This window comes from Roseibium aggregatum, assembly GCF_014692675.1.
Classification (GTDB): domain Bacteria; phylum Pseudomonadota; class Alphaproteobacteria; order Rhizobiales; family Stappiaceae; genus Roseibium; species Roseibium aggregatum_C.
In genome coordinates this window covers 78,257-92,238 of the sequence record NZ_JABFCZ010000003.1, presented here as the reverse complement: position 1 = coordinate 92,238, position 13,982 = coordinate 78,257, and the positions used below count along the sequence as shown (strand labels likewise).

Below are 13,982 nucleotides of genomic sequence, written 5' to 3'. Positions count from 1 at the left end.
ACCATGGAACTCTTCTTTCTCGTCTTGTTGGTGGTCGTACTCGCATGCGCGCTCGGATCGGGATATCCGGCGGCCTTCGCCATCCCCGGATCGGCGATCCTGGCGATCGGGATCGCGGCTTTCTGCGGCTATCTTTATGCCGGGGATATCGATGCGTTCTTTGTGCACGGCGGCGGCCCCGATGCGTGGCTGTCTGCCGGGGTCCTGAATTTCCGCGGCAACTACCGGTCCGATTCCGGCGATACGCTGATCGCGATCCCGCTTTTCATCTTCATGGGCCTGATGCTGCAACGGTCGAAGGTGGCCGAAGACCTGCTTCTGGCGATGGCGCAGCTGTTCCGGGCGATCCGGGGCGGGCTCGGCATTTCCGTTATCCTCGTCGGCGCGCTTCTGGCCGCGACGACCGGCATCGTCGGCGCCACGGTGGTGACCATGGGCATGATCTCGCTGCCGACGATGCTGCGGAACCGGTATTCCAAACCTCTTGCGACCGGCGTGATCGCGGCAACCGGCACGCTCGGCCAGATCATTCCGCCGTCGATCGTGCTGCTCATCCTGGTTCATCAGCTGACAACCGCCGTCAACCAGGCGAATGCCGGCCGCCGCGCCCTCTACAAGGTGGCGACCGGCGAACTCACCATGCCGAGCGAGTTCGATGTGTTTTCGGTCAGCGCCGGCGAAATGTTCATGGGCGCCTTCGTGCCGGGCATGGTGCTGGTCGGCCTCTATATCCTTTACGTGGCGGGCGTCGCCCTGCTGCGTCCCGGCCTTGCCCCGACCATGCCGCGCGACGAGACGAACGGGCGAAACCTGTTCCTCAGCGTGATCGTCGCGCTGGTTCCACCGCTTACCCTGATCCTTCTGGTTCTGGGCTCGATTGTCACCGGGGTCGCGACCGTCAACCAGGCCGGGGCCATCGGCGCCGCGGGTGCGACCATCATGGCGGGCTATCGTTTGTACAAGGGCAAGCGAGGCGCCTTCGCGCCGACCCTGCTTGCGCTCTGTTCGCTGATGGCCATCGCCGTGATCCTGCAGAATTTCGATGTCAATCTGAGGAAGATCTATTCCTCCCGGGATGTGGTTGGCCTGGTCCTGTCCGTATTGGCCGCAATGGCGCTCGCGGCCTCGCTCCTCTGGAGCGGATGGCGGACGCTGAAGATCGAGCGGACGATGCAGTATGTGATGGAAGAGACGCTGAAGACCACGTCGCTCGTCTTCGCCATCCTGCTCGGCGCGGTCATGCTGACGGCCGCCTTTCGCGGCTTCGGAGGCGAGGAACTGGTGAAAGGCTTCCTGCAGACCCTGCCCGGCGGCTTCTGGGGTCAGTTCACCATCGTGATGCTGATCGTCTTCCTGCTCGGCTTTTTCCTCGATTTCATCGAGATCACCGTGGTCGTCGTGCCCATCGTCGCGCCGATCCTGCTCGCCGACCCGTCCGCCAATATCGCCGCCGTCTGGCTCGGCGTGATGATCGCGCTTGTCATCCAGACCTCGTTCCTGACCCCGCCCTTCGGCTTTGCGCTGTTTTACCTGCGCGGCGTCGCGCCGGTCAGCGTCAGGACCCTCGACATCTACAAGGGCGTGGTGCCTTTCATCGCCCTGCAGTTGCTGGCGCTGGCCGTCGTCGGCGGTTATCCGGCGCTGGTCACCTATCTGCCGAACCGGATCCTGCTGCAATCGGACAACGCCCCGCCGACGTCCACCCCGCGCCTGCAATATTGCATCGAGAATTATGTGGCCGGCCGGTTCCGGGAAAACGGCGATACCATCCGCGCCGCGATTGACCGGGCGCGGTCCCTGGACCTGGCCTCGCTACCGCCGAAATATCGCGCGGAGATGACCAAGGCCTTCGACAAGGCCGGGCAGGCTTTCCAGCTCATGGGCGCGATCAAAGCCAGCGAAGCGTCCGTGGCCGAAGCGGCGCCGGACTATGCGCCGGTCCATGCAAGCGTGCGCCAGTCGCAGCGGGACGCCCGGCAGATCGACAAGGAGATTTCGAAACTCGAGACGATCGTCTCCCGCGCGGGGCGTACCGTGAGCGAGGAGGCCGCGCAAAAGGCACGGGACCGCCTGACCGAGTTGACCGCCCGGCGCGAGGCGATCCTGGCGGAGGTGCCGTCCGACTGGGATGCTCTTCACAGCGACTTCGCCGCGATACAGACCGCCGAAAGCACGGCGCGGCGCGCCTATCGCCGGGATGTTGACGAGGCCTATCAGCCGGTGACGGAGCTGATCGCGCTTATCGGAGATGGCGACAAGCTGCCCGCATTCGCCGCTGATCTGCGCTCCCTCGAAGACGCCGCACAAAGCGAACCGCCCGCAGATCTGGTCGAACGGATCGAAACGGTGCGCTCGACGCTTAGCGATATCGCCGGAACGTCCGGCATCCACACTGCCCTCAGCAAGGCCCGTCGGGCCTTGCGGGCAAAGTCCCCGGACCGGGAAGCGGCACAGTCCGCGCTGGCCGATGCCATGGCGCAGGTCGAGTCCGAACAGGTTTGGCGCAAAGCCGCCGGCGGCGCGTTGCTCAGCGGGCTGAAGACCTACAGGGCGGCCATTGCCGGCACGATCGGCCTGCGCAGCCAGGAGCACCTGCCCAAGTCAATCGCGGCCACGGTCGCGGCCTGCGTGGCCTCGCCGCGCCATATCTTCCTGTATTTCTGAGTAGGCTGCGCCCGTATCAGGCGTGGGCGTAGTCCCAGTAGAGTTCGCGTGCCTTCGCCGCGATCGGACCGGGCTGGATATCGCGCGTCTCGATGCGGTTGACCGGGACGACCTTGTTGTAGTTGCCGGTGGAGAAGATCTCGTCGGCGTCCAGGAACTCGTCATAGGTCAGCGTACGCTCGTGCACCGCATAACCGGCGTCACGCAGGAGCTTGATCACCCGGAAACGGGTGATCCCGGCCAGGAACGTGCCGTTGGGCACCGGCGTATGCACCACGCCGTCCTTGGCCATGAAGATGTTGGCGGAGGTGAGTTCGGCCACATTGCCCAGCATGTCGAGCACGACCGCGTTGTCGAACCCCCTGCCCTTCGCCTCTGTCATGGCGCGGGCGTTGTTGGGGTAAAGGCAGCCGGCCTTCGCGTTGACCGGCATGCACTCGATCGTCGGACGGCGGAAATGGGAGAGCGTGATGGCGCTGGCGGCCTCCTTGCCGGCCATGGGCGCATCGAACAGGCACATGCAGAAGCGGGTGCTCTCCGGATCGCCGGCAATGACTCCGACGCCGTCGCCTTCCGCCCAGTACATGGGCTTGATGTAGAGCTGCTTGTCGGAGGAGAACTTCTTCGCCCCTTCCAGGGCGAGTTCCATCATCTCGCCGACCTGCATGGTCGGTTTCAGGGCAAGGGCGAGGGCGGAATCGTTCACCCGCTTGCAGTGGAGATCCAGGTCCGGCATGGTGCCTTCGAAATAGCGGGCGCCGTCGAAGACACTGGAGCCGAGCCAGGAGGCATGGGTGCGCGGGCCCATCATCGGCGGATTGCCCTCGTGCCAGGTGCCATCGATCCAGGTCCAGGTTTCGCTCCAGCCGCTCATGGTCGGTTTCCTCATCACATGCTTTTGTCGTACGGCAAAAAACGACTTTCATGTGCCCCAGTCAACACCTTCTCAGGGGGGCGGGAAGAATGCCCGAAACCTTTTCCGATTGACCGTCATCGGGAACGATATTTTTCATTTTCCTCCTGATCCCGGAAGATTTTTGACAAATCAGTTTGCGTCGTGCCGGTCGGTCAGAGGTTCGGCTGCAAGCATGTTCCGAATTTTCAGATCTCTTATGGAAACAGACAAATGTTCCTGTTATGTTCCTTTCTTGGATTTTTATGGGAGAGCCGGAAATGGAACAGCGGATCAGCCTTGTCACCCTCGCCGTCGACGATGTCGGCGCCGTCGCCGCGTTCTTCGAGAACGGTCTTGGCTGGACCCGGTCCGGCGGCGAAGACGATGTCGCCTTCTATCAGACGGGCGGCAGCATCCTGGCGCTCTATGCGCGCAAATCCCTGGAAGAGGAGATCGGCCGCGCCCTGCCCGCCGACACGCTGGGCGGCATGACCATTGCCTGGAACGGCCGCAGCGAGGCGGAGGTGGACCGGGCCTTTCAGCAGGCGGTCGATGCCGGCGCAGAACCGGTCAAGCGCCCGGAGAAGGCCTTTTGGGGCGGATACTCTTCCTATGTCGCCATTCCCGGCGGCCACCTCCTGGAGATCGCCTACAACCCGTTCTGGCCGATCGATGGGGATGGAAACATCGCTATCCCGATCAAATAGTCTCGATTGCGACCATTGGGCTATGTAGAGCGCCTTGACGGCCCAAATTATAGGTAGTTTTCTGCAGCCACCCTTTTGTCGGGACTGGTCTGGAGAGTGCAATGGCCCACGCGGCTTATGTTTTCGATGCTTATGGCACCCTGTTCGACGTGCATGCGGCCGTGCGCAAACATGCGGAGAAACTGGGTCCCGATTCCCAGCGCCTGTCGTCGTTGTGGCGGGAGAAGCAGCTGGAGTATTCCTGGATCCGCGCCCTGATGGGCGGCCAGTACCTGGATTTCTGGACCTTGACCCAGCAGGCGCTCGACACCGCCTTTGCCCTGGTTCCGAGCGCCGACAAATCCCTGCGCGATGATCTTCTCAACGCCTACTGGAAGCTCGATTGCTATCCGGAGGTTCCCCAGGTGCTGACCAACCTGAAGGCCACCGGCGCCAAGATCGCCATTCTATCCAACGGTTCGCCGGCCATGCTGGAAGCCGCGGTGAGTGCCGCCAACCTGGGCGATCTCTTCGACGACGTGTTTTCCGTCGACGAACTGAAAACCTACAAGACCGATCCCCGGGTCTACGAGATGGTGACCACCCATTACCGGATCTATCCGGACACGGTGTCGTTCCAGTCGTCCAACCGGTGGGACGTAGCGGGTGCGACCGCCTTCGGCTTCCGCACCGTGTGGATGAACCGCACCGGCATGCCGGACGAGTATCTCGACCTCTCCCCCGCCGCGGTCCTGAACGACCTGAGCGGACTGCAGGCACTGGGTTAAGCGCCATTGCGGCAGGTCAACGCGCCGCGGTCCGGTTCGCGTTATTGGTATTTCCGGTCGGAAGCCTGACTGACACCTCGTCAGTTTACAGGGTATCCGTCCCCAGTATGCGCACCTGTGATGCGGAAGGCCAACGCGATGAAACGGCTGACGGCATTTCTTTTCCTGATTGCCCTGGCGGCGACAACGCCCGCCTTTGCGCAGGAAACCGACCCCCATGCGATCTACGAACAAGGCTGCGCCCGCTGCCACGAGGCCCATGCGGGCGATTTCGTCCATAACAGGCTCGACCTCAAGGAGGGCCGGCTCGTCGGCAAAGCCTCCGGCCGCGACGTCGAGACGTTCCTGGCCGGAGGCCATGGCGGGCTTGCGGAAGCCGAGCGGCAGATCCTCATCGATCAACTGATTGCCATCCGTCGGTCCGGCCAGCTGTTTCACGACAAATGCCTTACCTGCCATGACCGCGCGGTCGAGTTGGCCCGGTCGCAGCTGATCGTGAAGGACGGCCTGCTCGTGGGCCGGTATTCAGGCAAAAACACCGGCGACTTCCTCAAAGGCCACGGGCGCCTGACGCCGGACGAGATCGACAGGATGATCGCGGTCCTGAAACGGCAGCTTCCCGGTCCGGCGAACTGAACGCCGGCCAGCGCCGCAACGCAATGCATACGTCCGGCAAGCCTCGCGCAACCTTCGTCTTCCATGGTTGCCTTCCCCCGACGAACCGGGGTTGGCAACTGACCGGTCCTTTCATTCCCTGCCCGATAGCCCGGTCAGTTGCCGCCCTAGGTCACGGACCCATAAATTGGGGCGGAATGGCATGGGAAATGGCGAAACATCGGGAGGAAGGGCGCGCAGAGCGGGCTCATTGCCCGGTCAAGCGCCCTGACACTGCGAGGTGAAGCCATTTCCATGTCCTTCGGATTTGACCGGATTGCTCCTCCTCTGCGTCGCGAAAGGTTTGAAAATGAACCACATTTCCTGCACTTCCGCTCCTTGATGAGGAGCAATCCGCCTCAAACCATTCCATCCCAATTTATGGGTCCGTGACCTAAACTGAGGGTAACGAGACGATGCCGAAACGAGAACAACGCGCCCATCCCAGACGCAAGACACGTCTGCGCGGCGGCAAGGTCGCCGACCTGACCGACCGTTTCTTAAGCGAATGCACGATTTTCGACCTGTCCAAGGGCGGCTGCCGGCTGCTGGTCCCGGGCCACGTGGCGCTGCCTGAGGAAATCCTGATCTTCGACGACCTGGACAAGACCATTGCGCTTGCCCGCGTCGCCTGGCGGGACGGCAAACAGCTCGGCGTCGCCTTCGAGATCCCGCCGGCGCCGGTCTCCATGTTCAAGGCCCAGCGCCTGCAGGCCCTTCAATACAACTATTACGCAGTCGTCGAAGGCGACTAGCCGCGTTGCTTACTGCGCCGGAGTGCTGAACGGCTTGCCCTTTTCCAGGATATGGGTGGTGTAGACGACCATCGGCTTGTCACTGCTGTTGGTCAGGCCGCCGTGAACCTTGCCGGCCGGAAAAAAGCCGGTCATTCCCGCCTTGAAGGTGATCACCTTGCCGTTGGGCGCGGTCATGTCCCCGCCTTCGAACACGACCATGTGCTCGTCGCCGAAATGGGTATGCAGCGGGATTTTTGCTCCCGGCGGGACTTCCAGCCGTGACACGATCACTTCCATCTTGTCCGACCCGGAAAGGTCGTCCCGGCTGAGTTCGGTGCGAACGAGCTGGCTTTCCGCATGGGCCGGCACGGCCATGAGAGGCAAGCCCACGCAAATTGCGGCGAGTGCTTTCTTCAGTCCGGTTCGTTCAGCCTGGCTCCACATGAACGCTTCCTCCCAATCGTATCTTGTCACTTTTTACCATAGGGATACCCGTGCCGATATCCTGCGCGCCCCTGTTTGCGGGGGTTTGGCACAGCTCGTTCCCGCTGACCGTCAGATGACAATCCGCAAACCGTCCCCGGCGCATTCGTAAGGCACATCGGCCTGTTGGCGAAGCATGTCCTCCGACATATGGGTCAACACCAGCCGCTTCGGTCTTATTTCCGGCAGATGTTCTTCCAGCGACGCCAGGTCGAGGTTCAGCGGCGCCTTCTTGTCGCGGAAATAGGCTTCGGCAACGAACAGGTCCGCCTCCCGGCCCGCCTCGATCAGTGCATCGGTCCATTCCGTGTCGCCTGTATAGGCAATGATCCGGTCTTCCACCTCGATGCGATAGGCGAAGAACGGCCCGCCCGCAGGGCCGTGACGGACAAGCCAGGGCGTGACGGCAAGACCGTCGATCCGGACGGTCTCTTTCTCGTTCAGTTCCATAAGCTCCAGATCGAACTTCGGCTTCGTCTTCGACGATCCGGGAAAGGCCGTTTCCATCGCCTTGACGAACCAGTCCTTCAAACTGGGCGGACCGGCGACCGTCAGCGGCGCGGTGCGCCTGGAAAAGAACTGGGCATCGAGCATGAACGGCGGGATGCCACCGAAATGATCGGCATGGAAATGGGTGATCAGGATGACGCGGATGTCATTGAGAACAACATCCGCCCGCTTCAGCGCGACCAGGGAGGATGCGCCGCAGTCGATCAGGAAATTGGCCGTCTCGCCGGTGACGTGAAAGCAGGTATTGAAGCGCCCGCCACTGCCGAATGCGTCACCGCATCCGACAAAGTGGACTTCCACGACAGCTGCCCCTTATTCCGCAGCCTGGGCGGGCTCATAGCCAAGCTCGGCGTTCAGTTTGTTAATCAGGTCGACGGCGGCTTCAGCGATCACGGTTCCGGGCGGGAAGATCGCAGCCGCGCCGGAGCGGTAGAGTTCGTCGTAATCCTGCGGCGGCACCACACCGCCGACGACGATCATGATGTCCTCGCGACCCTCGTCGGCCAACGCCTTTTTCAGCGCGGGAACGAGTGTCAGGTGACCCGCGGCAAGCGACGACACGCCGACCACATGGACGTCGTTCTCGACCGCCTGACGGGCGGCTTCTTCCGGCGTCTGGAACAGCGGCCCGATATCGACGTCGAAGCCGAGGTCGGCAAAGGCAGAGGCGATCACCTTCTGGCCGCGGTCGTGACCGTCCTGGCCCATCTTGGCGACGAGGATACGCGGCCGGCGACCGTCGTTTTCTTCGAACTGCTCGACCATCTTCTGGACCTTCTGGATGGCTCCGGACATGGCGCCCGCCTCCCGTTTGTAGACCCCGGCAATCGACTTGATCTCCGCCTTGTGGCGTCCGAAGACCTTTTCCATGGCCATGGAGATCTCTCCGACGGTGGCCATGGCGCGCGCAGCCTTGACCGACAGGTCGAGCAGATTGCCCTCGCCCGTCTCGGCGCATCTGGTCAGCGCTTCGAGCGCGGTCTGCGTATCGGCCTCGTTGCGTTCCGCCTTCAGCCGCTCCAGCTTGGCCAGCTGCTGGGCGCGGACTTCGGCATTGTCGACCTTCAGGACGTCGATCGGCTTTTCGGATTCCGGCTTGTACTTGTTGACGCCGACCACGGTCTGGGCGCGGGAGTCGATGCGCGCCTGGGTCTTGGCCGCGGCTTCCTCGATCCGGAGCTTGGGAATGCCTTTCTCGATGGCCTTGGCCATACCGCCCAGTTCTTCCACTTCCTGGATATGGGCGAGCGCCTTCTCGGCGAGATCGTTGGTCAGCTTTTCGACGTAGAAGGATCCGCCCCAGATGTCGATCGGCGCGGTGGTGCCGGATTCCTGCTGCAGGAAGAGCTGGGTGTTGCGCGCGATCCGGGCGGAAAAGTCCGTCGGCAGCGCCAGCGCCTCGTCGAGCGCATTGGTATGCAGCGACTGGGTATGGCCCTGGGTTGCCGCCATGGCCTCCACACAGGTGCGCACGACGTTGTTGAACACGTCCTGCGCCGTCAGCGACCAGCCGGAGGTCTGCGAGTGGGTCCTCAGGCTGAGCGACTTGGCGTTCTGGGGCTGGAAGTTCTCCTGCATCAGCTTCGCCCAGATCAGGCGGGCGGCACGCAGCTTGGCAACTTCCATGAAGAAGTTCATGCCGATTGCCCAGAAGAAGGACAGGCGCGGCGCGAATTTGTCGATGTCCATGCCTGCGGCCACGCCGGCCCGGGCATATTCGATGCCGTCGGCAATGGTGTAGGCGAGTTCCAGATCTGCCGTCGCACCGGCTTCCTGCATGTGATAGCCGGAAATCGAGATGGAGTTGAACCTCGGCATGTTCGCGCTCGTGAAGGCAAAGATATCGGAGATGATCTTCATCGAGGCCTTCGGCGGATAGATATAGGTGTTGCGGACCATGAACTCCTTCAGAATGTCGTTCTGGATGGTTCCCGACAGATCCGCCTGGGCAACGCCCTGTTCTTCCGCTGCAACGATATAAAGCGCCAGGACCGGCAGCACCGCGCCGTTCATGGTCATGGACACGCTCATCTTGTCCAGCGGAATGCCGGAAAACAGCGTGCGCATGTCATAGATACTGTCGATGGCAACGCCCGCCATGCCGACGTCTCCGGCGACCCGGGGATGGTCGCTGTCATAGCCGCGGTGGGTGGCAAGGTCGAAGGCGACCGACAGGCCTTTCTGGCCTGCGGCCAGATTGCGCCGGTAAAAGGCGTTGGATTCCTCCGCCGTGGAAAAGCCCGCATACTGGCGCACGGTCCAGGGCTGCTGGACATACATGGTCGGATAGGGGCCGCGCAGGAAGGGCGGCAGGCCGGGCCAGGTGTCGATGTGGCTCAAACCGGCCGTATCCGCCGACGTGTAAACCCCGGACACCTCAATTCCCTCCGGCGTTTCCCAGGAAGTGCTTTTCCCGGTGTCCGCCTCGGCCAGGACATCCTTGAACCCGACGCGGTTAAAATCGGGGATCCTGCTCATGCCGGCACCTCCTCAAAATCGACCAGGCCGATCCGCGCTTGCGCCTCGTGCAGCAGGTCCAGCACATTGCAGCCTGCATAGACGAACGTGTCGACACCCGCCGCACGCAGCCTGTCCTCCATGTCGCCGGGTTTTCCGGCAAGATAGAGATAGTCCGCCCCGGCGCCCTTCAGCGCACGCGCGGCCTCCTCGGCGTCGCTTTCATAAATCTTGTCGGAGGATACCAGAACCGCAAGCTTCGCACCGGACGACTTGAAGGCGGCGACCAGGTCATCGAGATCCGACCGTGCCTCTCCGCCGACTGAAGCGATCCCGCCGGCCGCGAACACATTGCCCGTCCAGGTCGCGCGGGCGGTAAACTGCGCAAGCGGACCGAGGCAGGCAAGAAACACGATCGGCGGCGTCCCGGCCCGTGAAACGGCCGCGGTCTCACGCAGCTCCTCGAACTCCTCGGACAGGCGAACCTGCGGAACCCTGTCGACAGGCACCGGCGTTTCGGCGTGCGGATGCGTCGCGATTGCAACCGTCAGCGAAGACCCGCCCAGGAAGGCTTCTTTCATGGCGGCCGTCCGCTCTCCCTTGCCGGGAGGCGGCAGATCGACATGATCGTTCAATGGCGCGATATCATCCAGCTTGTCGTCCAGAACCGGAACCGGTGTTTCCTTCAGGTCGGGGAATTCGCTGACGCCGGTAATCGGCCTTTGTCGCGTCGCCACCTCTTTTTTCAGAACCGCAAGGGATGCGGCGATGCGGCTCTGGATTTTCCCGTCCACGAGGCTTTTCCAGATACCGCCTTCGGCTTCAATCTCCTGCAACTGCGCCCAGGCGGCCTCGACCAGGCCATCTGTGCGGGCCTCGATCGCGCCCGATCCCGCCGACGGATCCGCGACCTGATGAAGATTGCTTTCCTCGATCAGCATCGCCTGGGTGTTGCGGGCCAGGCGGCGGGCAAATCCGTCGGGCAGGCCGATTGCCATGGTGAAGGGCAGAACCGACACGCTGTCAGCGCCGCCGACACCAGCGGAAAAGGCGGCGACGGTCGTGCGCAGCAGGTTCACCCAGGGATCATTGCAGGTCATCATGCGCCGCGACGTCGGCATATGAAGCGACATCGGTTTCTGGGGCAGGCCGCACGCCTCCAGGATCCGGGCCCAGATCCGCCGCGCCGCCCTTGCCTTGGCAATCGTACCGACCTGGTCGGCATCGGCGATCAGGGTGAAGTTGATCCAGTCGCTCCAATCGGACGGATCGATTCCCGCCCGCTCCAGAAAACGAAGGCAGTAAAGGGCATTCGCGAAGGCGCAGGCCAGTTCCTGCGCCGGGGTTGCCCCGGCCCCGTGCCAGACCCGCCCGTCCGCGCAGAAGAACTCATATTTGAGATTTTGGCCCTTCAGGAAATGCAGCAGATCGAAGATGCGCTCCTCGACCCGCTCGAAGTCCGAACGGAACCGGCCGCGCCGCGCAACCCAGCCGAAAAGATCCAGCCCTGCACTTATTTGAAGCTTTGCCGGATCGATGCCCTTGCGTTCCGCATAGGCTATCAGCATCGTCACGATCGATGAGGTTTCATGGCCGGCGCCGAGCCGGAGCCGGATCAGGTCGAGCAGAACCCCATCGAACAACTGGTCCATTCCGGACAGGTCGTCCACCCGAACGCCTTGTCCGCCCGCGATGGTAGAAGTGGCCAGCACGATTTCAATACCGTCCGCACCATCCTTCAGATCTTCCAGGATCTGCGCATTGGCCGCTGCCGGATCCGGCAGATCTATCCTCTGGATGATCGTCCAGGGTGTTTGCGCCTTCCGCGTCGCCAGCGGGCGGGCATCACTGCGCTGCCGATACAGCGGCTGAATCTCCAGCCCATCGCCGGTCCGTCCGGTGAGCCGCGATCTGGGCGCACCTTTCAAGGCACGATCAACGGCTTCAAGCCACGCTTTTTCGTCGAAACTCAAAAAGTCTTCAGGCAGTATCAGGGGCATTCTTATCTCCTGACACCTATTTATTCCTCCCCGAGGAATGAAGGCAACTAGCCAGATTGGGTAATATCAAACACACCCATAATCCGACCGTTCAGTCAAAAATTCCGGATTCGCGCATTAATTGCCCGTTTACCTTCACAATCGGCAGTAGTTCTCCAGTCCGTTCCAAAACCGCGCTAACGGAAACAACCGGACAAGATTCTGGCGTGATAAGCCAAATCATGCCAATTTCCCCATTGGTATGTTGCGCGATTATATTGTAATTTAAACGAACTGCCGTATGGGAAATTCACAATCCCATTCACGCAGATTCTCTGCAAACGATCTGTAGAAGAAGAAAGGAGCTGACAACAACTACAAAATCCCATCGGCGGCGCGTTAGGGCATAAGCGAAAAACGCAACCTGACGCTTCGAAAAAAGCAATCACAGATTGCATAAAAAATGGATGTGCACAATGCTTGATCAGACGGAATTGAAAAACAAGCTGAGAGCTATCTCAGAGGCGAATGCAGCTCATCACGTGTTGGATATTCTTGAATCCAACCTTCGGCGGATGGGAGCCACCCATATTCTGGTGACCGGCCTTCCCATGCCAAACCGGCCCATCGATAATCTCGTCCATCGTTTCCGCTGGCCCGATCAGCGCAATGACGGCATCGAAAGCACCTCGCTTTCGGCGACCGACAGCGCCCTGATGCTCGGTCTGGCGTCAAACCGTGCGACCGAATGGACCATCACCGCCGGTGACATGGAGCATTCCGACCTTCTGGCGGCTGCCGGAGAAGGCAATAAAGTCATTGTCGTTCCGGTAACCGAACTTCATCCGTTCCAGGCATTTGTCTTCGCAAGCGGCCCTTCGCTGCACGCAAGCAAATGGGACCTGGCCGGACTTGAGGTACTCGCAGCTGCCGCCTTCTCGCGTCTGCGGGATCTTGGTGCCGTTTCGGGTCAACGCCCGGGTGCCCTGTCCACGCGCGAACGGAAAGTGCTGGAGCTGACCGCTTACGGCAAAACCGCAAGTGAAATTGCAGACGTTCTTGATATTTCACAGCGGACCGTTCATGCACACCTGCAGAACGCCAGCGTCAAGCTCAATGCTTCGAACAAGACCCACACGGTCATCGAAGCCCTGCGCTACGGCCAGATCCGGGTCTAAGACCGGTCAGGTTTTCAACGTCTAGGGACGGAAAAGCACCCTCGTTTGGACACTCCGAACGATCGAGAGGGCAAAGGAAAGCGCCGACGACACCGCCGGCGCCAGGCCCCAAGGGGCCACCATCTCCCCGGCTCGGGGAGAAAAGAAAGAGAAACGCGCCTGGAGCGCGGCTTTAGAAAAACTGTGCAGATAGAAAGACGTCGCGAAATCGACGCATTTGGAATGAGAATGCCTCTACGAGCCAATGATGGCTCGCTGGGCCAAAGGCGGTCCAGGCTTCTTTTTCTCCGATACCATCTCCAGCGTGCCTGCAGGAATCGAAAAAGGCGAGACACGTGCGCCTCGCCCCCTGTTTCGCGGCATCCTGCCCCGCCTCACCAGGTCAGCCCGCCTCACCAGGTCAGGAAGGGTTCGGGCGATTTCGCCTCAAGACCGTTTCCGTGGTGCTCAGATGACCGGGTTTCAGAGAACCTGGCTCAGGCCGGGGATCTGCGAAACCACTTCGTCGACCACTTCGTCACCGGCTTTTTCCTTGGCGTAGGCAACCAGTTCCTTAGTCACGGACTGGACTTCCCCCATATCGAGACCGGCAGAGGTCAGTTCGTTCAGCGCCGCCATGGCGCCCATTCCGCCACCCATCATGCTGCCCAGACCGCCGAGCAGTCCGCCGCCGCCCTTGCCTTCACGTTCCGCGACCAGTTCGCGCGCACCCGGCAGGGCATCGAAAATCTGCTGCATCTGTTCCTGCGGCCCATCCTTGTTGAGGAACTTGAGGATGATTGCGATGGCTTCACGGGCCTGTTCCTCGCCGACACCTGAAGCTGCAACGATCCGGTTGATAAGCTCTTCCATGTCTTTCTCCCAATCTTGCGCCCGCATGAAGTTTTAGGGCCATAAAATCGTACAACAGGCTATACACGTAGAGGGATCACGGCGTCGATGGGTCACGTA

The 13,982-nt window shown here is 61.5% G+C and carries 12 protein-coding genes; 6 read left to right on the top strand and 6 right to left on the bottom strand.

All coding sequences use genetic code 11. The features are described 5' to 3' along the window. Positions 1–3: 3 nt before the first annotated feature. Positions 4–2,664 carry a TRAP transporter large permease gene (locus tag HK439_RS02840; RefSeq protein WP_190289859.1) on the top strand — a complete coding sequence of 887 codons (2,661 nt, stop codon included), beginning with the start codon at positions 4–6 and terminating at the stop codon, positions 2,662–2,664. Between the two features lie 16 nt (positions 2,665–2,680). Here the strand turns inward: HK439_RS02840 and HK439_RS02835 are convergent, their stop codons facing one another. After that, positions 2,681–3,538 carry a branched-chain amino acid aminotransferase gene (locus HK439_RS02835; protein WP_190289858.1) on the bottom strand — a complete coding sequence of 286 codons (858 nt, stop codon included), beginning with the start codon at positions 3,536–3,538 and terminating at the stop codon, positions 2,681–2,683. A 299-nt stretch (positions 3,539–3,837) separates the two neighbouring features. On the opposite strand from HK439_RS02835, the gene HK439_RS02830 reads away from it, so the two are divergent. The 4 genes from HK439_RS02830 (at position 3,838) to HK439_RS02815 (ending at position 6,442) form a co-directional block, all read left to right on the top strand. Continuing rightward, a complete protein-coding gene (locus tag HK439_RS02830; RefSeq protein ID WP_190289857.1) occupies positions 3,838–4,266 on the top strand; it encodes a VOC family protein in 429 nt (142 codons plus the stop codon). A gap of 101 nt (positions 4,267–4,367) precedes the next feature. Further along, positions 4,368–5,033, top strand: a complete 666-nt coding sequence (locus HK439_RS02825; RefSeq protein WP_190289856.1) for a haloacid dehalogenase type II — start codon at positions 4,368–4,370, stop codon at positions 5,031–5,033. Between the two features lie 138 nt (positions 5,034–5,171). Then, positions 5,172–5,669 carry a hypothetical protein gene (locus HK439_RS02820; RefSeq protein WP_190289855.1) on the top strand — a complete coding sequence of 166 codons (498 nt, stop codon included), beginning with the start codon at positions 5,172–5,174 and terminating at the stop codon, positions 5,667–5,669. Between the two features lie 434 nt (positions 5,670–6,103). Then, positions 6,104–6,442, top strand: a complete 339-nt coding sequence (locus HK439_RS02815) for a PilZ domain-containing protein (protein WP_190289854.1) — start codon at positions 6,104–6,106, stop codon at positions 6,440–6,442. Between the two features lie 9 nt (positions 6,443–6,451). Here HK439_RS02815 and HK439_RS02810 read toward each other — a convergent pair whose 3' ends face one another. From HK439_RS02810 to HK439_RS02795, 4 genes are all read right to left on the bottom strand, one after another. After that, positions 6,452–6,868 (bottom strand): cupin domain-containing protein, encoded by a 417-nt coding sequence (locus HK439_RS02810; RefSeq protein WP_190289853.1) that lies wholly within the window; start codon positions 6,866–6,868, stop codon positions 6,452–6,454. Positions 6,869–6,979: 111 nt separating this feature from the next. Next, positions 6,980–7,717 (bottom strand): MBL fold metallo-hydrolase, encoded by a 738-nt coding sequence (locus HK439_RS02805; RefSeq protein ID WP_190289852.1) that lies wholly within the window; start codon positions 7,715–7,717, stop codon positions 6,980–6,982. Positions 7,718–7,729: 12 nt separating this feature from the next. Further along, entirely contained in the window at positions 7,730–9,895 is a 2,166-nt protein-coding gene (gene scpA, locus HK439_RS02800; RefSeq protein ID WP_190289851.1) for a methylmalonyl-CoA mutase, read from the bottom strand. Continuing rightward, positions 9,892–11,874 carry a methylmalonyl-CoA mutase family protein gene (locus HK439_RS02795; RefSeq protein WP_190289850.1) on the bottom strand — a complete coding sequence of 661 codons (1,983 nt, stop codon included), beginning with the start codon at positions 11,872–11,874 and terminating at the stop codon, positions 9,892–9,894. Before HK439_RS02795 ends, scpA begins: the two co-directional genes overlap by 4 nt. Before the next feature lie 455 nt (positions 11,875–12,329). On the opposite strand from HK439_RS02795, the gene HK439_RS02790 reads away from it, so the two are divergent. Then, on the top strand, positions 12,330–13,031 hold the full coding sequence (locus HK439_RS02790; protein ID WP_190289849.1) for a helix-turn-helix transcriptional regulator: 702 nt from the start codon (positions 12,330–12,332) through the stop codon (positions 13,029–13,031). Between the two features lie 462 nt (positions 13,032–13,493). Here the strand turns inward: HK439_RS02790 and HK439_RS02785 are convergent, their stop codons facing one another. Beyond that, the gene (locus tag HK439_RS02785) at positions 13,494–13,883 is read right to left on the bottom strand and encodes a DUF2780 domain-containing protein (RefSeq protein ID WP_190289848.1); all 390 of its coding nucleotides are present in this window, start codon (positions 13,881–13,883) and stop codon (positions 13,494–13,496) included. Positions 13,884–13,982: the final 99 nt, after the last annotated feature.

Excerpts from the sequence above, each read along its gene's own strand:
- HK439_RS02840 (WP_190289859.1), top strand. The coding sequence starts at position 4 with ATGGAACTCTTCTTTCTCGTCTTGTTGGTGGTCGTACTCGCATGCGCG.
- HK439_RS02835 (WP_190289858.1), bottom strand. The coding sequence starts at position 3,538 with ATGAGCGGCTGGAGCGAAACCTGGACCTGGATCGATGGCACCTGGCAC.
- HK439_RS02830 (WP_190289857.1), top strand. The coding sequence starts at position 3,838 with ATGGAACAGCGGATCAGCCTTGTCACCCTCGCCGTCGACGATGTCGGC.
- HK439_RS02825 (WP_190289856.1), top strand. The coding sequence starts at position 4,368 with ATGGCCCACGCGGCTTATGTTTTCGATGCTTATGGCACCCTGTTCGAC.
- HK439_RS02820 (WP_190289855.1), top strand. The coding sequence starts at position 5,172 with ATGAAACGGCTGACGGCATTTCTTTTCCTGATTGCCCTGGCGGCGACA.
- HK439_RS02815 (WP_190289854.1), top strand. The coding sequence starts at position 6,104 with ATGCCGAAACGAGAACAACGCGCCCATCCCAGACGCAAGACACGTCTG.
- HK439_RS02810 (WP_190289853.1), bottom strand. The coding sequence starts at position 6,868 with ATGTGGAGCCAGGCTGAACGAACCGGACTGAAGAAAGCACTCGCCGCA.
- scpA (WP_190289851.1), bottom strand. The coding sequence starts at position 9,895 with ATGAGCAGGATCCCCGATTTTAACCGCGTCGGGTTCAAGGATGTCCTG.
- HK439_RS02795 (WP_190289850.1), bottom strand. The coding sequence starts at position 11,874 with ATGCCCCTGATACTGCCTGAAGACTTTTTGAGTTTCGACGAAAAAGCG.
- HK439_RS02790 (WP_190289849.1), top strand. The coding sequence starts at position 12,330 with ATGCTTGATCAGACGGAATTGAAAAACAAGCTGAGAGCTATCTCAGAG.
- HK439_RS02785 (WP_190289848.1), bottom strand. The coding sequence starts at position 13,883 with ATGGAAGAGCTTATCAACCGGATCGTTGCAGCTTCAGGTGTCGGCGAG.